The 21663-nt window shown below is 35.9% G+C and carries 16 protein-coding genes; 13 read left to right on the top strand and 3 right to left on the bottom strand.

Going from position 1 to position 21663, the window contains the following annotated elements:
* Positions 1-131: 131 nt before the first annotated feature.
* The 3 genes from J2772_RS03565 to J2772_RS03555 all read left to right on the top strand — a co-directional run bounded on the left by J2772_RS03565 (position 132) and on the right by J2772_RS03555 (position 5038).
* Positions 132-3005 (top strand): TonB-dependent receptor, encoded by a 2874-nt coding sequence (locus J2772_RS03565; RefSeq protein ID WP_209913333.1) that lies wholly within the window; start codon positions 132-134, stop codon positions 3003-3005.
* A 5-nt stretch (positions 3006-3010) separates the two neighbouring features.
* On the top strand, positions 3011-4531 hold the full coding sequence (locus J2772_RS03560) for a TSUP family transporter (protein WP_209913331.1): 1521 nt from the start codon (positions 3011-3013) through the stop codon (positions 4529-4531).
* 279 nt (positions 4532-4810) lie between these two features.
* A complete protein-coding gene (locus tag J2772_RS03555; protein ID WP_209913330.1) occupies positions 4811-5038 on the top strand; it encodes a hypothetical protein in 228 nt (75 codons plus the stop codon).
* 1159 nt (positions 5039-6197) lie between these two features.
* Here the strand turns inward: J2772_RS03555 and J2772_RS03550 are convergent.
* Positions 6198-6758, bottom strand: coding sequence for a hypothetical protein (locus J2772_RS03550; protein WP_209913328.1), 561 nt, complete (start codon positions 6756-6758; stop codon positions 6198-6200).
* A gap of 90 nt (positions 6759-6848) precedes the next feature.
* Here J2772_RS03550 and J2772_RS03545 point away from each other — a divergent pair, with 90 nt between their 5' ends.
* From J2772_RS03545 to J2772_RS03520, 6 genes are all read left to right on the top strand, one after another.
* Entirely contained in the window at positions 6849-7352 is a 504-nt protein-coding gene (locus J2772_RS03545) for a GNAT family N-acetyltransferase (RefSeq protein WP_209913327.1), read from the top strand.
* Positions 7353-7627: 275 nt separating this feature from the next.
* Entirely contained in the window at positions 7628-8974 is a 1347-nt protein-coding gene (locus tag J2772_RS03540; protein ID WP_209913325.1) for a sigma-54-dependent transcriptional regulator, read from the top strand.
* 56 nt (positions 8975-9030) lie between these two features.
* Entirely contained in the window at positions 9031-12528 is a 3498-nt protein-coding gene (locus tag J2772_RS03535) for a PAS domain S-box protein (RefSeq protein ID WP_209913324.1), read from the top strand.
* Between the two features lie 197 nt (positions 12529-12725).
* Complete coding sequence (locus J2772_RS03530) at positions 12726-13163, top strand: response regulator (protein ID WP_209913322.1); 438 nt, start codon at positions 12726-12728, stop codon at positions 13161-13163.
* 10 nt (positions 13164-13173) lie between these two features.
* Entirely contained in the window at positions 13174-14925 is a 1752-nt protein-coding gene (locus J2772_RS03525) for a hypothetical protein (RefSeq protein ID WP_209913320.1), read from the top strand.
* Between the two features lie 96 nt (positions 14926-15021).
* Positions 15022-15504, top strand: coding sequence for a hypothetical protein (locus J2772_RS03520; protein WP_209913319.1), 483 nt, complete (start codon positions 15022-15024; stop codon positions 15502-15504).
* A 256-nt stretch (positions 15505-15760) separates the two neighbouring features.
* On the opposite strand, the gene J2772_RS03515 is transcribed toward J2772_RS03520, so the two are convergent.
* A complete protein-coding gene (locus J2772_RS03515; protein ID WP_209913317.1) occupies positions 15761-17029 on the bottom strand; it encodes a M24 family metallopeptidase in 1269 nt (422 codons plus the stop codon).
* 146 nt (positions 17030-17175) lie between these two features.
* On the opposite strand from J2772_RS03515, the gene J2772_RS03510 reads away from it, so the two are divergent.
* Entirely contained in the window at positions 17176-18051 is an 876-nt protein-coding gene (locus J2772_RS03510) for a helix-turn-helix domain-containing protein (RefSeq protein WP_209913315.1), read from the top strand.
* Between the two features lie 20 nt (positions 18052-18071).
* On the opposite strand, the gene J2772_RS03505 is transcribed toward J2772_RS03510, so the two are convergent.
* Positions 18072-18464 carry a Fur family transcriptional regulator gene (locus tag J2772_RS03505; RefSeq protein WP_209913313.1) on the bottom strand — a complete coding sequence of 131 codons (393 nt, stop codon included), beginning with the start codon at positions 18462-18464 and terminating at the stop codon, positions 18072-18074.
* Positions 18465-18552: 88 nt separating this feature from the next.
* On the opposite strand from J2772_RS03505, the gene J2772_RS03500 reads away from it, so the two are divergent.
* The 3 genes from J2772_RS03500 to J2772_RS03490 all read left to right on the top strand — a co-directional run bounded on the left by J2772_RS03500 (position 18553) and on the right by J2772_RS03490 (position 21570).
* A complete protein-coding gene (locus J2772_RS03500) occupies positions 18553-18891 on the top strand; it encodes a MerC domain-containing protein (protein ID WP_209913311.1) in 339 nt (112 codons plus the stop codon).
* A gap of 7 nt (positions 18892-18898) precedes the next feature.
* Positions 18899-20098, top strand: a complete 1200-nt coding sequence (locus tag J2772_RS03495; RefSeq protein WP_209913309.1) for a GTP-binding protein — start codon at positions 18899-18901, stop codon at positions 20096-20098.
* A gap of 77 nt (positions 20099-20175) precedes the next feature.
* The gene (locus J2772_RS03490; RefSeq protein ID WP_209913307.1) at positions 20176-21570 is read left to right on the top strand and encodes an alkaline phosphatase; all 1395 of its coding nucleotides are present in this window, start codon (positions 20176-20178) and stop codon (positions 21568-21570) included.
* Positions 21571-21663 lie beyond the last annotated feature (93 nt).

Here is a 21663-nt window from a genome sequence, read left to right as displayed (position 1 = left end):
TATTCCCCTCCAGAGGAGGGGTGGCAAAAATTCAAATAATTTTTGACGGGGTGGTTAACATCTTTTATCCCTTTTGTGGTAATTCTCACATTCAAACAGCCCCATTCTCACTCACCTAAAATAGAAGAACAATGAAAAACAAAAGACAGGGATATTTCCTGCCTAAAACAGGAGTTATATTATTTACATTTTTATTCTGCAATCTGGCAGAAGCACAACAGCTTATAGAATTAAGCGGAATCATCAGAAATACAGGCACCCAAAAAGGGCTTGATGCTGTAAAAGTACAGATTGAAAATACACAGGACACCGCATCAACAGATCAACTCGGAAATTTCAAAATAAGAACGAGAGTAACAATCCCTTTTCGACTGGTTATTAATAAAGACGGCTTTTCCAGCCAAACCGTGGAGATTCTTTCGCTTTCCAACAAACTTACCATTGGGTTGAATCCTCAGAATACCATTATTGATGATGTTGTTATTTCGGCATCCCGTATTCCGGAAAAAATACTGAAATCACCAATCGCTATTGAAAAGATTGATATTAAAACCATCCGAGAAAGCCCAGCAGCCTCTTTTTATGAAACACTTGAAAATGTAAAAGGACTACAGCTTTTAACGTCCAGCCTTACTTTGAAAATTCCTAACTCCAGAGGCTTCAACTCTCCAAACAACTTCAGATTTATGCAGCTGGTGGATGGAGTAGATGTGCAGTCTGCAACTTTAGGAGTTCCACTGGGAAATGCGATTGGCCCTACAGAACTGGATATTCAGTCAATGGAAGTAACTCCGGGAGCCGCTTCCGCATTGTATGGTATGAATGCCATCAACGGATTGGCAAGTCTCCAGACCAAAGATCCGTTTACCTCTGAAGGAATAAGTGTTTATTTTCGTGGCGGAATGAATCATGTAGACAACTACAATCATAAAATAAGTTCTCTAGGTGAAAGTGCTATCAGATTTGCCAAAGTATTCAATAAAAACTTTGCTGTTAAAGTAAATGCTTCCTATTTTACCGGAACGGACTGGATTTCAAACAATCAGACCGATCAGAACTCTAATTCATTGATTACAGCCAATCCTAATTTTTCTTTAGCCAATAATCCGGCAGAAGATCTTTGGAATAAATATGGGGATGAAAGAAACAACAGGGTAGCGGTAAAAGTAGATTATAACGGAAAACCTACGACATTCAATGTTTCCAGAACAGGATATCTGGAAAAAGACCTGGTAAGCCCGGAAGTAAAGAATATTAAATTTGATGCAGGATTATACTATCATTTTGGAGATCAATGGAAAGCTTCTTACGTTTACCGTTACGGATTACTAGATGGAACTTTTCAAAGAGGAAATAAAATCCGTTTACAAAATGCTACGGTTCAAAACCATAAGATAGAGCTTACCGGCAAAGAGCTTACTTTCAGAGCCTATGTATCCATAGAAAATACCGGAGATTCTTATAATCTGAAGCCTTTGGCTGATAATCTTGATCTGACCAATCTTTCAAACAATAATTGGAAAAGCATTTTTCAAACCGCACTTCAAAATAGTCTTAATTCCGGAACCAACCTGAATGATGCTCTTATACTTGCCCGCCGCGAAGCTGATAAAAATAGACTAGTACCCGGAACTACAACCTTTGAGCAGTTAAAAAATACCATTATCGGAATCAACAATTGGGATTCAGCCAATGGAGGAGTCGCCGGGGCTCCCGCAACAGGAGGGGCCAAATTGGAACAAAAATCCAGATTTTATCAGGGTGAACTTACTTATGATTTCACAAGGTTTGTAAAGGTTTTTAGTCTTTTGGCCGGAATAGATTACCGTTTGTACAGCATCACTCCTGATGGAAACAACTTTGTAGATTTCAACAGACCTGTTGCTGCAAGAAATATTCCTTTATCCGACGGAACCTTCGGTAAGGATGTTATCTATCAGAAATATGGAGCCTTTGCACAGATTACCAAACTTTTCTTTGATGAAAAATTAAAAATTAATGCAGCACTCCGTATCGACAGAAACCCTGAGTTTGAAGCTAAACTTAATCCGAGAATCAGCATTGTTTATTCTCCTGTTAAACAGCACAATTTCAGAGCATCTTTTCAAAACGGGTACCGTTTTCCATCCTTATTTGAAGCCCTTTCCTTCGTCAATAACGGAAATGTAAGAAGAGTAGGCGGATTGACAAAAGTGAATGATGGATTAGGGTACCTGGAAAATTCCTATACCTTAGCTTCCATTGACCGATTTACTGCTGCAGTAAATGCTGATGTAGACGGTGGAAAAAGCCAAAGTCAGGCTGCACAGGATCATAAACAGCTTTTAGCCATTGCCAATCTGCAAAAGTTACAGCCGGAAAAGATCAATTCATTTGAAATAGGCTATAAATCGGTCTTCTTTAATAATAAACTGGCGCTGGACTGGGATTTTTACTACAATATCTATGAAGGATTCCTAGGACAAGTGGAAGTAGCAGTTCCTAAAAACAGCCAGATAGGAAGCAATACAGCAGTTCTTGCCATGCTGGACAGAAGTAAACAGGACCGATACAGGGTTTATACCAATAGCAACAGTACTTATAAAAGTTATGGAACTTCCTTTGGGATCCGATACAATGTGATTAAAAACTACAATGTCAATGCCAATGTATCTTATAACGATCTGGCCTCCAATAATACTTCGGACCTGTTTATTACGGCATTTAATACGCCTAAATGGATGGTCAATGTAAGTGTTGGGAACAGAGAAATTATCAAGAATATTGGATTTACAGTAGTGGCTAGGTGGCAGAACAGTTTTGCCTGGGAAAGTCCTTTAGCATCCGGACAAATTCCGGCTTACTATACTATTGATGCACAAGCCACCTGGAAAATTCCTGAGATTCATGCTAATGTAAAAATTGGAGCAACCAATCTACTGAACAGACGTTATTTCCAATATGCAGCCGGCCCTGAAATAGGAGGCTTATATTATCTCGCTTTTACCTATGATTTAAAACTGTAATCAAGATGAGCAATTCCTTATATCCCGTATTTTTAAAACTTGAAACATTATCGTTACTCATCATTGGGGGCGGAAAAATTGCCCTAGAAAAACTGGAATCGGTATTGGGTAATTCTCCTGAAACTTCCATAAGACTCATAGCAAAGGAAATTATTCCTGAAGTTAGAGCCTTACAGCATCAGTTTATCAATCTCACATTATACGAAAGAGCTTATCATGATGATGATTTTAATGATACCGATGTGGCAATTATCGCTGTGAATGATATTGAATTAGCTGCACAAATCCGCGAAGATGCCCATCAAAAGAATGTATTGGTCAATATTGCAGACAAGCCCGAACTTTGTGATTTTTACTTAGGTTCCATTGTTAAAAAAGGAAGCCTCAAAATCGCGATTTCTACGAATGGAAAATCGCCAACAATTGCCAAAAGACTCAGAGAAACATTCACAGAAACCATTCCGGATGAAATGGATCTTGTGCTTGATAATATGCAAAGTATACGCAATCAATTAAAAGGAGACTTTAATCATAAAGTAACGGAACTCAACAAGATCACCACACAATATCTGTCTGATGGAAAAGCTGCTCCTGCAAAAGCTGATTTAGAGATAGAAAAGCTCATCAGCATTACTAAAATGGCACAGAGAAAAGCCAATATTTATCTCGTAATCATAGGGGTTATGCTTCTTTTTGGAATATTTGGACTGGTCGTTTATCAGTTTGATCTTTCTGATGATATTCAGAATTTTCTCAGTAAAGATGGACATATTTTTTACTGGATGTTGTTTGCCGGTTTTATGGCTGAAATTGTTGCCGGATCTATGGGAATGGGATATGGTGTAATTTGTACCACCATATTATTATTACTGAACGTTCCACCACCTGTTGTGAGTGCAAGTATTCATTCTGCAGAATCTTTTACAACAGCAGCAGGAGGATTTAGCCACTACAAATTAGGAAATGTCAATAAAAAGATGGTTTGGGTATTGTTTCCGTTGGCGATCGTGGGATCTATCATTGGAGCATTAACCTTATCTCATTATGGCGAACATTATGCTCATATTGTAAAACCTATCATTGCCTGCTACACCTTATATCTAGGATCAAATATTCTCAGAAATGCCTTTAAGGATAAGAGTAAAAACCGCATCAAAACCAAAAAAAGAACCAATCTGAGAGTACTGGGACTCGTTGGTGGTTTTATAGATTCCTTTGCTGGAGGTGGATGGGGGCCATTAGTAACCGGAACATTAATTAAAGAAGGAAGAATTCCGCGCTATGTTGTTGGAAGTTCAACCGTTGCGAAATTTTTACTGACATTAACAAGCGCCATCACTTTTATCTTTACCATTGGGATTCACCATTGGAATATTGTTTTGGGGCTTCTGTTAGGTGGCGTTTTTACTGCTCCGTTTTCTGCTATGCTTACTTCCAAACTCCCTACAAAGAAAATGTTTGTTGTGGTAGGAATAGTTGTTATTCTGATGAGCCTGGTAACCATATTCAAATCATTTCTAAAGTAAGGAAGTCTGAAGCTGGAAGAGGGAAGTTATTAAAGCCAGAAAAGCACTTGCTCTATTTTTTCTTACAAAAATTTGTTTGGATTAACTTTCAGAAATAGTAAGTTGAACAGTATCTTCCAGCCTCCTTCTTCCAGCTTCAAACCATTTTAACTACCTTCTGTAAATTCAGTAAAACTACTGTATACTCCTCATAAAATGATAGTTACCTTTGATCTATTCATATATTAAGTAACAAGTATGAAACTTATTAAAAAACAATGACTTCTTAAAACTAAAACCATGAAAAAATTAAACAGAAAAACATTAAAAAACATTGCCGGAGCAATAGGTATTGAGATTAATTTACCTCTTCCTGTAGGAGTCTGTATTGGAAATCTTATCAGTTTATGTCCGCCTAATTCCCATTGTAGAGCAGATGAAAAGTGTTATCCCGATATTGCAGGACCTTGTATTAACGGGCTGTGTCCATCAGGATATCAATGTCGTTCTGGTGAATGTGTCAGATGATTGAAATAGAAACCTTTATCCAATGTTGATAAAGGTTTTTTATAATAGTCATCAATTAACGGTACACTTCATCAAATCAATTGAAAATCGATGAACTCTCTGCTCACTTAAAATTTAACGTAACCAAACATCAGCTTTGTGTTTTATAAAAAGTAAGATGATAATAATTTGAATTTAACGCAAAGGTTTTATTTTCTAAGCTTATGATTCTAGGAAGCAAAGGTTGCGGCAAAGCCGTTGACTAAGCTAATGGTAGCAGTACGCTTCATCAAATCGATGAACTCTTTACTCACTTAAAATTTAACATAACCAAACATCAACTTTGCGTTTTATAAAAAGTAAGATGATAATAATTTGAATTTAACGCAAAGATTTTATTTTCTGAGCTTATGATTCTAGGAAGCAAAGGTTACGGTAAAGCCGTTGACTAACCTAATGGTAGCAGTATGCTTCATCAAATCGATTGAAAATCGATGAAACTCTTTGCTCACTTAAAATTTAACGTAACCAAATATCAACTTTGCGTTTTAAAAATCCTTATGTTTACCATATTTAGACTCCTGCGGAGTGACAAAAGTAAAAGTTAGCAAAATCAAAGTAGCTATTCTATTGGAACAGTGAGCTAATAATAGACCCCAAATGGGTTGATTAAACGAAGAATATTAATTAATAAACCTTTTAATCGACCTAGGAATCAGGAACGTTAAGAAAATTTCAATGTAATCCGTTAAAAAATTCCCACTGTCTGAGCATGGCTACAATTTTGAATCGAAGCAGAACCGATTGGTCCATGCGAGTTTGGGAATTTTAGGAGTACATTGAAATTTTTAGTGGATGATTCCAGTCTTGAACTTTTGAATACTTTTGTTTCAAGACAAAAGTATTAAGTAAAAAAAGCTATTTAACAGCAACGCAAAGGTTTATTTAATAAATCTTTGACTTCAGATTGTCGCAAAGCCGTTGCTAAGCTAATGATAGCAGCACGCTTCATCAAATCGATGAACTCTTTGCTCACTTAAAATTCAACATAATCAAACATCAACTTTGTATTTTAAAAATCCTTATGATTATGATATTTAGATTCCTGCGGAGTGATAAAAGTAGAAGTCAGCAAGATCAAAAAACTATTGTATTCTATAAAGTAAAAATAATAGACTGACTATTTTCTATCCTTTATTCCAATCAATTTTAATGCATTAGAAGTTAAAAAGATATCATCAAAAACAGTTAGCGATTCCACATCATTGAAGCCTGTAGGGATAAGGTCATTTTTATTGAAGGATAATTCTATAGAGGTATCGTAGGCAGCCACAATTCTTACTTTTGAATACCCATTATAATCTACCTTAAAACCTTCAAACATACATTTCTGTTCTGCTTTCTGATATTCGCCATATTCTTCAAAACCAGTCATATCCGTTCTTTCTCCATCATTATGCTCCAATGATTTCCATGAAGCATAATTTTTTGGTTCCTTTAATACATTTCCATTAGGGTCTACAGGAACAAACATTCCCAAGGTAAGGGATCGTTTTAAAAAATTAGCATAATTATTCATCAAACTCAGGGTTTGAAGATCGGCATATCCTTCGTGGGCATAATATTCAAGCACAAAGGTAGTCATCGGAATCAGCTTATGAGAAGCATCAGTCGGCATACTTGGTCTTTTCTTTTTGGCCGATAAAAATAGTATTTTTATTTTCGTTTCCCAACGTAACATTAGGAATCTAACGGTATTTATACCCATTCTGAATAACAATAAGGAAAGAGTGCCGTGCATTTTCCGTATCTTCGTGCCATAACAGGAATAATGATAGCGAATACTTCTTTGCAGGATATGGAGGCGGTCCTTGGCTTATACAAAATGGCTTCTGATTTTAAGAAAACCGTATCTGGTATACAATGGCCAGAATTTGATCGACATATGATCGAAACTGAAATCAACGAAAATCGTCATTTTAAAATTACAGTAGATGGGCAAGTAGCTTGTGTATGGAGCATTACCTTTGAAGATCATCAGGTTTGGGAAGAAAAAAATGAAGATCCTTCCATCTATATACACAGAATTGCCACCAATCCCAATTTCCGTGGACAAAAATTTGTAGAACAGATCGTGGAATGGGCAAAACAATTTGCTCCTCAGCACAACAAGCGATATGTAAGAATGGATACTACCGCAGGAAATCAAAGGTTAACAGACTACTATGTGAAGTGTGGATTTACTTATCTTGGAGATAAAAAAATGACTGATACAGAAGGCCGTCCGGATCATTATCATAATGCTACGATGGGACTTTTCCAACTGGAAGTGTAAACTTCTGATATTTTTATATACGCTGAATAAATATAAGCCTTGATCTATTAATGCAATAAAGTTCTGGTAGTGTTAAAACTTCTTCAGAATATTTGATAATTTTCATAAAAATCTCCAAATAGAGAATTAAAACAAACAAATCAATCATCTGAAAATCAATTCAATAGCTATAAACAAATCATTGCACGGAATAAGAAAATGTATTTTTTTAAATAAAAGACTGTCTCTAACAAAAAAATGACATATTATTTGATAAATTTGTTTATTAATTACTTATGAAACCAAATTACACAAAAATATTCATTGTGGAAGATGATATGTTTTTTAGTGAAATGTTAAAATATCATCTCTCCCTTAATCCTGATCATGAAATCATTGCATTTGATACGGCAAAAGATTGTTTGTCCGGCTTATATCTCAATCCGGATATTATCTGTATTGATTTTGGTCTGCCTGATATGAAAGGAGATGTTCTGTTTAAAAAACTCAAGGAAGCACAACCCTCTGTCCCAATCATTATTATTAGCGGCCAGGACGATATAGAGACGGCAATCAATTTTCTAAAATCAGGTGCTCATGATTATATCGTGAAAAATGAACACACCAAAGAAATGTTATGGAACAGTATCCTCAAGGTAAAAGAAACTATTTCTCTGAAAAAAGAAGTGGAGGAACTGAAAGAAGAGCTTGAAAAAAAATATTCTTTTGAGAAAAACATAATAGGCCAAAGTGAGGCTATAAAGGAGGTTTTCAAAAAAATCAGTAAAGCTGTAAAAACCAATATCAACGTATCTATTACAGGTGAAACCGGTACCGGAAAAGAAGTAGTGGCCAAAACCATTCATTATAATTCTGACCGTAAAAATAAACCCTTTGTTGCCATCAATATGGCCGCAATTCCGAAAGAACTTATTGAAAGTGAATTTTTTGGCCATGAAAAAGGGGCTTTTACAGGAGCTTTATCCAAAAGTTCCGGAAAATTTGAACAGGCAGATGGAGGGACTATTTTCCTCGATGAAATTGCAGAACTGGATATCAATCTCCAAAGCAAATTACTAAGAGCTTTACAGGAAAGAGAAGTTACAAGAATAGGCGGAACACAGAAAATAAAATTCGATGCCCGGCTTATTATTGCAACCCATAAAAACCTTGCAGAAGAAGTAAAAAAAGGAAACTTTCGCGAGGATCTGTACTATAGAATTGTAGGTTTGCCTATAGAATTACCTCCTCTCCGTGACAGAGATCAGGATGTTATTATTCTGGCCAGACATTTCATCAAATTATTTGCTAAAGAAAACGGAATGAATCCCTTTGCACTTAGTAGCGAAGCAATGGACAAGCTTACAAAATATCCGTTTCCTGGAAATGTCCGTGAGCTTAAATCTGTTATTGATCTGGCTTGTGTAATGGCAGATGACAATGAAATACAACCGGAAGACATACATTTTAACCCCATAGGAAATAAAGAAGACCTTTTCATTTCTGCAGAAAAAACACTTAAGCAGTTTACTACAGAGATTATTCTTTATCACCTTAAGAAAAATAATAATGATATTATGAAAACTGCACAGGTTTTAGATATTGGCAAATCAACTATTTATAATCTTTTACAGAACAAATAATCTCTGCATTCAAGATCATGATTTTCTAACAGTATAACCAATCCCCAAAAGACGTCATGGAATTTCATCAATTACTTGAAAGTCAAATAAAAAAGTATCTTACACAAGATCATCTTTCAGATCCGGCTCTTACTCAGTTTATACAGGCTGTCAATCTATCTTATCAATCTTTCGAAAAGGATAAGGGTGATGATAGTTCAGCAATTGAAAAAGATATCCAGAAGGAGTCAATTGAATATATTTATAAGGAAACAGAACATTTAGATAAAGATATTAAAGCCATTTCTTTACGTAACAGCTCTCAGCTTATCAATTATATTTCCCGCCAGATACAGGAAAAAAAAGAAATAATGGCAGCGCTGAACGAGCAGAATAAACTGAAAAAGCTGTTGATGAATATTTCATCAGACTATATTAATATTTCTTTCGAAATGATAGATGCTGCCATGAACAGATCGCTCAAAGAAATGGCAGACTTTGTAAAAGCTGACAGAGCTTATATATTCAGTTACAATTTTGAAGCAGGAATATGTTCCAATACCTATGAATACTGTTCTTCCGGAACTATACCCCAAATGGATGATCTGCAGAATGTACCTCTTGAAGCAATCCCTGAATGGGTAGAAGCAAATAGCGCAGGAAAAAGCATTACGATACCCCATGTAAAGGATTTAAATGAAGGAAATCTTAAAGAACTTCTTTCTTCACAGGATATCAAGAGCCTTATGGTAATACCGATGATGTCAAAAGAATCATGTACAGGATTCATTGGTTTTGACTGGGTAAGAAAACTCCATCATTTTAGTGATACCGAAACAGAATTACTTACTCTTTTTTCAAAAGTTCTGGTGAATGCCCAGGAAAGATTTAAAATTAAAAGCAACCTTACCCAGACTGTGGAGCTGCTCAAAACCTTTATCTCTAATCTTCAGTATGGAATATTGATGGAAGATCCTCAGGGACGTATTCTTTTCACCAACGATCTTTTCTGTAAAATATTTAAAATCAACAGAACTCCGTCAGAGATCATAGGCAAAAACCTGTATGAAATAAAAATAAATGCCCTCTTCAAAGAAAATGATCTTTCGGAAAAAATAATTGCAGAAAGCAACGGTCAGAAGGTCACAGGGAGACTTGCTGAAACGAAGGATGGAAGGTTTTTAGAAATCGATCATTATACTTTTGAGACAAGGAACAAACAGGATGGTCATATCTGGAAATTTGGAGATGTTACAGAAAAGATAACCAACCAGAGCCTTTTACAGCAGAGCGAACAAAGAAGCCGGCTGATTATGGATTCTGCCATTAATGCCATTATTACGATAAACTCTGTCGGTGAAATTATATTCTGGAATAAAAGTGCAGAAACAATATTTGGCTGGCAGAAAAATGAAGTCATAGGCAGAAATATTTTTGAGACCATTATTCCGCAAAAACATATAGAGAACTATAAAAACTATGTAGCAGACGAAAAAAACTCGATTCTTAACAGGCAGATTCAGCTTCCGGCTATCAAAAAATCCGGTGAAGAATTTCCTATGGAAATATCCATCATTTCATTTCAACAAGAGGAACAAGAGTTCTATTGTTCTTTTATTCAGGATATTTCAGAAAGAAAAAGATCCGAACATAATATGAAACTACAGGAACAGAAATACCGGAACATGATTGCCAATATGAACCTGGGACTTCTTGAGGTGGATATGAATGAGGTCATACAATATGCCAACCAGAGTTTCTGTAATGTTTCCGGTTATGAAGTAGAAGAAATTGTAGGCAGAAACCCCGCAGAACTTTTTATACATCATGAAAAGGATATGGAATTGGTAAAAAAACAAATCCGGCTGCGGAGAAGCGGAGTTTCCAGCGTTTACCAGGTTCCCGTAAAAAATAAAGCCGGAGAACTGAGATGGTGGGCAATAAGCGGAGCTCCCAATTATGATGATAAAGGCAATCTTATAGGTTCCATAGGAATACATCTGGATATCACAGATCAGAAAAGGCTGGAAGAAGACCTACAAAAGCAAAAAGAGAAAGCTCAGGAAGCCTCAAAAGCTAAAGAAGTATTTCTTGCTACAATGAGCCATGAAATCAGAACCCCTCTTAATGCCATTATCGGATTTTTACGTGAACTGGAAAGACAAAAACTATCTTCCTCTCAGACTGTCCTGGTAGAAAATAGTACTCAGGCTTCCCGGCATCTTCTATCAATTATTAATAATATTCTGGATATTTCTAAAATTGAATCAGGCGAAATGTCCCTCGAGGTGAAAGGTTTTTCTTTAAAAGACTCTATTAACAGTATCATTAGCATCCTCAGTCCCAAAGCAAAACAAAAAAAGCTAAAACTCCACTCACAATATTCGCCGGATATGGCTTCGGATTTCAAAGGAGATCAGCTCAGAATAGAACAGATCCTTTTCAACCTGATCGGGAACTCATTAAAGTTTACCCAGAAAGGGGAAATCAAAGTAGAATGCAGTGTATTGGAAGATCACCCATCCACTCAGAAGATTAGATTGACTGTTTCTGATACCGGAATTGGAATGAGCAAGGGCTTTGCTGACAAAATTTTCAAAAAATTCTATCAGGAAGATGAGAGTATTGCAAGAAGATTCGGAGGAACCGGCCTTGGAATGGCTATTACCCAGGAATTAGTAAAGCTAATGCATGGAAAAATCAATATTGAAAGTGAAAAAAATAAAGGTACGGTCATACAAATTACTTTAACTCTCTATAAAGAATTTCTTGAGCATAATACTGATAAAAAGGAAAATTACCCTACCACTTCTGTTGCCGGAATTAAAGTTCTGCTTGTAGAAGATAATGAGATGAACAGAGTAGTAGCCCAAAATACCCTTCAGAATTTTAAATGTAACGTTACGGAAGCCGAAAACGGAAGCCAGGCAATACAAATCTTAAAGAAAGAAAAGTTTGATATTATTCTGATGGATATTCAGATGCCGGAGCTTGATGGAATAGAAACTACTAAAATCCTCAGAAAAAAATACCTCTTAACCACTCCCATTATTGCCCTTACAGCCAATGCGTTCAAAACAGAAATTGAAAAATGTAAATCAGCAGGTATGAATGACTATGTTACAAAACCTTTTTCGGAAGAGATGCTTCTGGATATGCTTTATAAGTATACTAAGCTTTCAAAAACATCAGGTTATAAAAATAAAACTACGGAAACTTCTGGTTCCCGTCTGTATGATCTTGGTGCTATCCGTACATTAAGCAGAGGTAATGAAGAATTTGTAAAAAAAATGATTTCCATATTCATCAGTCAGACAGAAAGTGCCATTATACAGATGCATACCTGCTTTCAATCGCAAAATTATCATGAAGTGGCTAAATTGATGCATAAAATAAGACCCGGCATAGAAGGTATGGGTATTAATTCCATTGTTGAAAATATCAGAACACTCGAAACAAAAGCAAAAGAGGAGGAACAAACCCCTGAATTATTTTTAGAAATGCAAAACCTTTCTGACGCAATAGAAAAAACTCTCTCTGAAGTTATAGAGCTTTTAAAAGCAAATGAACTGTAGATTATCAGAATAAACTCAAAAGAATCAGAAGCCTCATGTATTGAAAACATGAGGCTTTTTTGTTCGTTTTATTCTCATTATTTTTCCAAAAATCAGTTTATTTTCCATAAAATGGAAATATAAAAACATAAATAACTGAAAATCAAACAAATAAATCAAGGCATTGTATGTGATTTTATTTTTGAAAATGATACACAATGAACCCTAATCCCTTAAAATTCTTTATTGTAGATGATGATCTGTTCTGTGCAAATGCTTATGAACAGTATCTCAAAAACCTTAACTATACTGACATCATCTATTTCGAGACCGGAGACGAATGTCTTAATAATCTTGATCTTAAGCCTGATATCATCTTTCTGGATCATAGTATGGATGACATGAATGGTTTTGAAACTCTTAAAAAGATTAAAAGGTATAATTCTAATATTTATGTCATTATAGTTTCCGGACAAAAGGAAATCAATACTGCAGTAGACGCTTTGAAATACGGGGCTTTTGATTATCTGGTCAAAGATCACACTGTATGTCAGAAAATGCAGAGTACAATCAACAGAATTCTAAAGATACAGGAAGAAATTGATAAAGGCAACAGAAACAACGGCATCTTCCGTCTTTTTTCTATGCTTTTCTAAAAAATAAGCTATGGAAACCAGAATCAATACCCAGCCAGTTATTTTACTTTTCCTGCTCTTATTTCTTCATGCAAAACACAAAGCCTTTTCGAAGAAAAGAAACCTACGGAAAATAAAGCAAACTTTAAGTATCAGAATACTTACCAGTACCAGATCAGAAAAGATGATAAAATTACGCTTTTTGTCTTCTTATCATACTCCAAACATTAATACACATGATTCTAACTACACAATGAAAAAGTTTATTTTACAAAGGAGAAATCCCTCTTTCTCGTTTGGTAAAAATCTGAGTTCCCGAATGGTTCTGCAGTTTACCCTGATTCAGGGGAGCTTTTTACAGGGTATTAAAGTACTCTTCTCAAGAAAAAGCAAAGATTTGTTACTTGGAAGGCAGCTTCATTTTTTCTGCCTTTCAAGAATATCCTGGGGTAGGTTTCTCCAGATGGGAGAAATAGGAGATGATTGTATAACAGGGCAATACCTGCGCTTCCTTCCTGAAAATCATAATTACGAAGATCTTACTTCTCTCATAAGGCTTCAGTGTGTAAACAGAAAAAACATAAGAATAGGAAAAAACTGCTGGATTGCAGTACCATTAACAATTAAAAATATAATCATGAAAAAAATTAGCTTATTTATCAGTATTATTTACTCAGCTTTTTTATTAGCTCAAGTAGGGATCGGAACAACAACTCCTGATCTGAATTCTGATCTTACCTTAGGTTCTTCCAATAAAGGTTTGCTTTTGAATAAAGTAGCGCTTACCTCCACCACATCCAATATATATAGTGAAGGAATGTTTCTTTATAACACCGCTACAACCAATGATGTAACACCAGGGATTTATCTGAGTAATGGTACTTCATGGACTAAAGTTATTGATGCCCTTACTTTAAACTCAATACTATCCACCAGTTGGAAAACAACAGGTAATAATCTTTCTGGTACAGACTTTATAGGAAGTACCAATGCACAGCCTTTCGTTTTAAAGACCAATGATAACGAAAGACTAAGAATAGATTCAGATGGAAAAGTTGGAATTGGAACCAATGCCCCACAAGGAATTGTTGATATCAGCTCAGCAAATTCAACACTTATATTACCCAGAAATACCAATCCACCAGCCAATATTAGTAACCCTGTAGCAGGAATGATTATATACGACTCATCCAATAAAACATTACGTTACTATAATGGAACGCAATGGAGCACAATGATTTCTTCACAAACCCTTACAACAGCCGATGAAGGAGTTGTAAAAATGAACAGTGGAGCAGGAATAAAACCATCTTTTGCCTTTAGAACATCAGGAGGAATTTCTTTAAACAATTATCAGAATATCATCTATCAGACTCCGGTTAATATTGCAACAGACTTCTCACCAAACCCTACAACAAGCTGGCCCGAAAACATTGCTTTTCCAGCCGTAGCCAATATATATGACCAGAGTAACGGTAAATTTCTTGACAATTCAGTAGCAGGGCAGGTTCACACCTGGAGAATCATTACCAAATATGAAAACAAAAATAATGGTTCGGTAGCATTTGTAACTGTTAATATGTCTAATATGAATAATACATTTTCAATAGATCAGACAGCCGTTGCACCTAACGGGGTTACTACGGGCAATCTTGTTTTCTATCTTACTACTGTCGCAGATCCTTCTTCTTTTACTAATGGGTATACTATTAAAATTAAATCAGATACAGCAATGGACATTATTATTGACAATATTACAAGGGTTTCACAGGCAAAAGATTAAATAACAGATACTTTCAAGTAAGGACCTGGTGATTAGGGAATGCCAGATTGGGTAAAAAAGACTATCTTTACAGTAACCAAACAAAATATTCTTAATATGTCAGTAACACCAGAAGGAGCCAGGAAGGCTCAACTATCTTTATCTGAAAGGGCACCTGTAGCACATGCCGTTCTTTCAGGAGCAGAAAATATTTCAAAGTACAGTAGCGGAGTATGCCATGATGTAGTTGCTTATGCCCTGTACATGAGAGGAGCTCGCATCAGTCCTGATCAATTGGCAGGATCAGCAGGTCAAAAGTGGTTAGAAACCTTCAACTATCCGGGAGGGAAAAAATGGGATGGATATTCTCCGATTCCTAAAGGAAAAGCCATTGGTTTCTATAGACCTATCGACAAAACATGGTTTCATTCAGCGATTACAACAGGAAATGGAAATGAGATCAGATCCGTTAATGGATTTGCATTAGGTTCTGCATGGTCTGTTCCGGTAGACATGAAATGGGTTCTTGGAAAGATCAATTCTGATGGAACTTTCAACTATGACGGAACTAAAATAGAAGTGTATATATCTCCTTTATAACAGATATAATAAAAAAACAAAGCCTCTTTAAAACAACTTTAAGGAGGCTTTATTATTGTTAATAAGCATGTTATTTATGTTAATATTGATATCCTAATATATTCCTATAACATTTCTCCGTTTAAATGGACACAATTATTCTTTGCCATTAATGCACGGATAAAATAATTAGTGTATTAGTGGCTATTCTAATTATATAGAAATAATCCTTCCAGTTGGAAGGATTATTTTTTAGGAAATTGCTTTACTGTTTTTATTAATATTCTGCCCTCATCAGATGAGTAGAGTTGGTATTGAGTTCAATCCCTCTGTCACTGCCAACAATTACAGTTCCTCCAATATTGGCAAGATGATTTCCAAAAGCACAATTGGGTTCAAAGGCAAAGCACATTCCTTCCTGCAGTACTAAATCTCTTCCAGGATTGGGTAACCTACCCACATTTCCGTATCGGGTTGCTTGTGGTAATATTTCGATCCCCGGAGCGGTTCCAAATCCAATCGGACCATAAGGGTTTATACTGTGTATCAAAGGATGTACATGCCATCCGCCAGCTTCTAAAAGTGGTCTTTCCATGGCATCCACAACTTCTCCAAAAGTTTTCCCCAATTTCAAAACATTAACTCCTGCTTCATAACACGCACGGGAGACAAGAGCTGCACGTTCAAGATTTGGATGTATATTTCCAACTGCCACTGCGGCCTGATGCTGAGTTTCATACATCCCATACAGCGCAAAGATCTCAGATAAAACAATGTCTCCTTCTTTAATGATTCGAGGAGGCTGTGACCGATATTGCCAGGCTGGCGGCCCCCACCCAATATATTCAGGTCCTGACCCCATTAATATTTCAGCCGTAAATCCACCCTTCGAAATACAGGCAGAGGTAATAGCTGCTGCTACTTCAGCTTCACTTACTCCAGGTTTAACAGTAACGCGCATTGCTTCACTCATTGCTTCCCCAATGTGGGCAGCATGTTTGATTAAAGTCAGTTCTTCATCGCTTTTTGGAGCAGTCAGTTTGAAAAAATCCATATAAACGGCCTTTATTTCTGCATTTGGAAAGGCTTCCATGATACCTTTCCATGTACGATGGGGGAGTGCTCCGTCAAAATAGAAGGGTGGATAAGGCTCCAAACCGATTATTCCAATCTTGGGTGTATTTGAAAGTCCCTTTTCTTTAAGGATATTTCCAATATTGGACCCAGTTTTACCAACATAGATTTGTTCAGGCTCAATCCATTGCTGATCTCCACGAAGGGAAGCCTGCATATGATCTGCCACCATCATAGAAGCAAAAGTTACAACAATCGGCTTTTCTTCTTTATGAAATATCACAACAGACCCAAGTCTGTCATTGGTAAAATAATGATCAATACAAAACGGGGCAGGTGCTGCAGATTCTCTGTCTCCGTAAATAATAAGAGCGTCCAGTTCATTTTTTCTCATAATGATGCGTGCAATATCCCAACGACGATCACGCTCTTTCAATGATAAAGGCAATGGTATTTCCATTTTTGTTTTCATAACTCAATCTTTATTAATTATTAAAGCTGATGCAAAGTAAGTGGATCAGTGATCGAATTATATTATCCCAGAAGAAGAATAAATGTGCAATACGTTTGTTTTATTGAGAAATAAATATCTTCTTTACCTGAAATTTAATTTACGTTATGGAAAAAGGGAGAGATGTTGAAAATTACGGTATACCTTATGTGTCTGAGAAAATAGGGTTGCAGAATGTGGAAGGAATTGTGGTAAACAGAGCAGAAGATTCTGTACGAAAGGGATTAACAAATTATCCACATACTGTCAATGGTTTTATCTGTGCAATCTGTATAAAAGGAAAAGCAGAACTGAAAATAAATTTTCAGAAAAAATTATTGGAACCCTATACTCTGATGGTTGTACCGCCCGGTTCTATGATGGAACCAATAGAAATATCGGATGATCTGCATATAGACACTATCTTTTTCGATCCTGATTTTATTTCCAGAGATTCTCTTTCGAATAACTACATGTTTTTTCACGAAATAAGGCAAATACCATGTATCAGGTTAAATGATGAAGGTTTTGAAATCTTTAGACAACATCATACGAATATTTCTATGCATTATTATAGAGAAGAAAGCAGGAGTAAGACAGATATACTTCAATTCCTGTTGTTAGCCCTTTTAGCAGAAATAAAAGATGTATATAATACTAATGCTGAACAGGGACAACAACATACAAGAGCAACAGAATTAACAGCTGTTTTTTTTGATTTATTATACCATCATCATAAAGAAGAAAGAAGTGTTTCCTTTTATGCCCAGAAAATGCATCTAACCAGTAAATACCTTACTACAATAATACGTAAACAGACAGGAAAGTCTATCCTGATTTGGATCAATGAAGCGGTTGTAGCACAGGCCAAATCTTTATTGAAAACAACCAATCTGTCAGTAATGGAAATTACTGATGTACTACATTTTGCTGAATCATCACTGTTTTGTCGGTTTTTCAAAAGATACACCAGCATGACACCTTCTGCATACAGAGGAAATTAAAATATATATCCGGCAGTTATTTATGCTTTCATCGTACATTTCGGGCACACTCCACTGATGATAAAGTTATATTCTTCAGCAATAAAATGATCCGGTAAACTAATTTCCGGGATAGCATTCTCAATACACGTCACAGAATGACATTTTTTACAGTTAAAATGAACATGATTATGAAAATGCTGTTCATGACTGCATTTACCACTGCATTTTGCAAAGTTGACCACACCATCCACATTAACAACCCTGTGAATGGCTCCTTCATTTTCAAGCCTTTCCAAAACTCTGTAAATCGTGACCCTATTGCATAATTCCCCTAGTTTCTTTTGAATATCGGAATGGCTCAATGCCACCTCAGAAGCATTAATAAGGTTTAAAATTTCAGTTTTGGCGTGGGTATTTCTAACTTGTTTCATATTTTAATGCAACAAAGTTGCTTTATTTGATTTTTTATATTTACATTTGCAACAAAGTTACAATAAGAAATTTAAATCCTGATCTTTTATGAAGTCTAAAATTCTTGATGCAGTAGGAATCTCAGCAGCAGCTTTATGTCTGATTCATTGTATTGTCTTTCCTTTATTGCTTGTCATTCCCTTAGGAATATCACATAATCCTTATATCGATCTGGGCTTTCTTGCTATTGGAGCACTGATAGTCTATAGATTAACGAAACAGATAACCAATCGCAAACTGAAGTTTTTATTTTGGATATCCATTGGTCTTATTGCTGTTTCTGTAGCTGCAGACTTTATGTTTGAAGTCCACCTTCCTTTGATTTATGTAGGAGCAGCAGGACTTATCACAGCACATCTTATCAATTTTAAGAATCACAAACATTAAGAAAAAAATGACAAAAAAACTCCCGGTAACAGTGCTCAGTGGCTTTTTAGGAGCCGGAAAAACAACTCTATTAAACCATATTCTACATAATAAACAAGGTTTAAAAGTGGCCGTTATAGTCAATGATATGAGTGAAGTTAATATTGATGCAAGGCTTGTTGAAAACCAAAACACCCTTTCAAGAACAGAAGAAAAACTGGTTGAGATGAGTAATGGCTGCATATGTTGTACATTAAGAGCAGACCTCATGGTTGAAGTAGAACGGTTAGCTTTTGAAAACCGCTTCGACTATCTTTTAATCGAGAGTACTGGAATCAGCGAACCTATTCCAGTAGCACAGACTTTTACTTATATTGATGAAGAAAGTGGAATAGATCTTTCCCGCTTCAGCTATGTAGATACCATGGTAACCGTTGTGGATGGTTTTAACTTCATGAGAGATTTTGCTTCCAATGAACGGTTGATGGACCGTGAGCTCACTGATATTGATGAAGATTACCGTACCATTGTTAACCTTCTTACCGATCAGATTGAATTTGCCAATGTTATTATTTTGAATAAAACAGATTTAATTGATCCGGAAACTCTAGGATTTTTGAAATCTGCACTTAAAAAATTAAATCCGGATGCTACCATTCTGGAGTCAGAATTTGGTCAAATTGATCCACAAAATATTTTAAATACAAGGTTATTTGATTTTGATAGAGCACAGGCTTCTGCAGGCTGGCAAAAAGAACTGCAGACTGATCATCATACTCCTGAAACAGAAGAATACGGAATAGGCTCTTTAGTATTCAGAGATAAAAGACCATTTCATCCCAACAGGCTTTGGGAATACCTTAATCATTATCCTGAAGGTATATTAAGAGCCAAAGGGCTTTTCTGGTTGGCTTCCAGACCTGATGATGCTTTGAACTTTTCTCAGGCAGGAGGTTCATTTCGTCTGGAGAAAGCGGGAGTTTGGTGGAGCAGTATGCCTATGAGCCATAGAGTACAATATACTTCTTTTATGGAAAATCAGGAATTTATTGAAAGTAGATGGGATAAAAATTGGGGCGACAGAATCAATGAACTGGTTTTTATTGGCCAATATCTGGACAAAGAACAAATCTTACAAGATCTTACCAGCTGTCTTATCAGTGGTCGTGAAAAAGAATTATTTGATCGAAAAGCCAAATTTGAAGATCCTTTTCCTCAACATATTTAAAATTAACCATTTATTAATGCAACTAAGTGTCGTTAAATAAGAATATAAAATAATTTAGCGTATTATTTATACAATATATGGATAGAAGAAAATTTCTAAAAGGTTCAGTGCTGCTTTCAGGATTATTATCACTATCACCCACTGAACTTTGGAGTTCTACAAAGAGTGCTAAATCTCCAGGAACCGGAAAAGCAAAAAACATCATATTCATGGTGAGTGATGGAATGAGTCTTGGAACCCTTTCAATGGCAGATCTTTATTCTAGAAACATTTTGGGTAAGGAAAGCCATTGGCTCAGCTTATATCATCAGAAAAAAGTTTCACGGGCATTAATGGATACAGCTTCTGCAAGCTCAATCGTAACAGATTCCGCAGCTGCCAGTTCAGCTTTCGGAGGTGGGATAAGAGTACAAAATGGGGTGTTAAATATCGGAGTTAATGGGGAAAACCATATTCCAATATGGCAGAAATATAAAAAAGCAGGAAAAAAAGTTGGATGTGTTACAAGTGTTACCGTTACTCATGCCACGCCTGCGGGGTTTTGTGTTAATTCCACCAAAAGAAATGCAGAGCCTCAAATAGCTGAAATGTATGCAGAACTGGGAATAGATATTCTGATTGGAGGTGGAGATGAATTTTTTAATCCATTAAAAAGAGAAGATAAGAAAGACCTCTATTCTGTTTACAAAAAAAAGAACTATCAAATTTTGAAGAATCGTACAGATCTCAAAACCATTCAAAAAGGAAACAAGATTTTAGGAATCTTCAATACCGGAGCTTTACCATACAGCATTGACAGGGCTAATCTTAAAGAACTTCAAAACACACCTACTTTAGCAGAGATGGCAGATACGGCTATTGATCAGATGAAGGATCACCCGGAAGGTTTTGTTCTTCAGATAGAAGGGGGAAAAGTAGACTGGGCAGCTCACGCCAATGATATAGCTGCATTGATTCACGATCAGTTGGCATTTGATGAAGCTGTGAAAACAGCAATAGATTTTGCTGAAAAAGATGGTAACACTTTAGTAATCATCACAACAGATCATGGGAATGCCAATCCCGGAATCATTTATGGGACTGATGCCACCAAAAACTTTAATAGTATTTCAAACTATCACTATACCAATGAATATATCCTGAATAAAATTCATAAAGATCATTCTGCTAAGGATATTAAAGATTGGATATATGAAGCCAACAAACTTATTCTGAACGATGATGAAGCCAAACATTTACAAAGTTTTTACAATGGACTCGAAAAAGAAGAAGGACTTTATAATTATAAGAAATTACCATTCAAACTTTATTCAGAAATTCAGAAAAGTCGAAATTCAGTAGGCTGGATCAGTATGGACCATTCTGGAGATTATGTAGAAGTAGCTGCCTACGGACCAGATAGTCAGCTTTTAAAGCCTTACATTAAAAATACAGACCTGCATCATCTAATGTTGGAAGCATGTCCTATATAAACTGAAAGTATTTTCATATCATACTTTATATTTTTAGATGGTTTTAAAACAGGCTCTCCAAAATGAATCGAAGAGCCTGTTTGTTTTTCTGAA

This window comes from Chryseobacterium jejuense, from assembly GCF_017877355.1.
In the GTDB taxonomy this organism is placed as follows: domain Bacteria; phylum Bacteroidota; class Bacteroidia; order Flavobacteriales; family Weeksellaceae; genus Chryseobacterium; species Chryseobacterium jejuense_A.
This window is presented reverse-complemented; position numbering and strand designations above follow the sequence as displayed.

What these genes read in the sequence shown, in the direction of transcription:
- J2772_RS03540 (WP_209913325.1), top strand. Translation starts at nt 7,628, where the DNA reads ATGAAACCAAATTACACAAAAATATTCATTGTGGAAGATGATATGTTT.
- J2772_RS03545 (WP_209913327.1), top strand. Translation starts at nt 6,849, where the DNA reads ATGATAGCGAATACTTCTTTGCAGGATATGGAGGCGGTCCTTGGCTTA.
- J2772_RS03515 (WP_209913317.1), bottom strand. Translation starts at nt 17,029, where the DNA reads ATGAAAACAAAAATGGAAATACCATTGCCTTTATCATTGAAAGAGCGT.
- J2772_RS03525 (WP_209913320.1), top strand. Translation starts at nt 13,174, where the DNA reads ATGGAAACCAGAATCAATACCCAGCCAGTTATTTTACTTTTCCTGCTC.
- J2772_RS03535 (WP_209913324.1), top strand. Translation starts at nt 9,031, where the DNA reads ATGGAATTTCATCAATTACTTGAAAGTCAAATAAAAAAGTATCTTACA.
- J2772_RS03550 (WP_209913328.1), bottom strand. Translation starts at nt 6,758, where the DNA reads ATGTTACGTTGGGAAACGAAAATAAAAATACTATTTTTATCGGCCAAA.
- J2772_RS03490 (WP_209913307.1), top strand. Translation starts at nt 20,176, where the DNA reads ATGGATAGAAGAAAATTTCTAAAAGGTTCAGTGCTGCTTTCAGGATTA.
- J2772_RS03510 (WP_209913315.1), top strand. Translation starts at nt 17,176, where the DNA reads ATGGAAAAAGGGAGAGATGTTGAAAATTACGGTATACCTTATGTGTCT.
- J2772_RS03530 (WP_209913322.1), top strand. Translation starts at nt 12,726, where the DNA reads ATGAACCCTAATCCCTTAAAATTCTTTATTGTAGATGATGATCTGTTC.
- J2772_RS03555 (WP_209913330.1), top strand. Translation starts at nt 4,811, where the DNA reads ATGAAAAAATTAAACAGAAAAACATTAAAAAACATTGCCGGAGCAATA.
- J2772_RS03500 (WP_209913311.1), top strand. Translation starts at nt 18,553, where the DNA reads ATGAAGTCTAAAATTCTTGATGCAGTAGGAATCTCAGCAGCAGCTTTA.
- J2772_RS03505 (WP_209913313.1), bottom strand. Translation starts at nt 18,464, where the DNA reads ATGAAACAAGTTAGAAATACCCACGCCAAAACTGAAATTTTAAACCTT.
- J2772_RS03495 (WP_209913309.1), top strand. Translation starts at nt 18,899, where the DNA reads ATGACAAAAAAACTCCCGGTAACAGTGCTCAGTGGCTTTTTAGGAGCC.
- J2772_RS03565 (WP_209913333.1), top strand. Translation starts at nt 132, where the DNA reads ATGAAAAACAAAAGACAGGGATATTTCCTGCCTAAAACAGGAGTTATA.
- J2772_RS03520 (WP_209913319.1), top strand. Translation starts at nt 15,022, where the DNA reads ATGTCAGTAACACCAGAAGGAGCCAGGAAGGCTCAACTATCTTTATCT.
- J2772_RS03560 (WP_209913331.1), top strand. Translation starts at nt 3,011, where the DNA reads ATGAGCAATTCCTTATATCCCGTATTTTTAAAACTTGAAACATTATCG.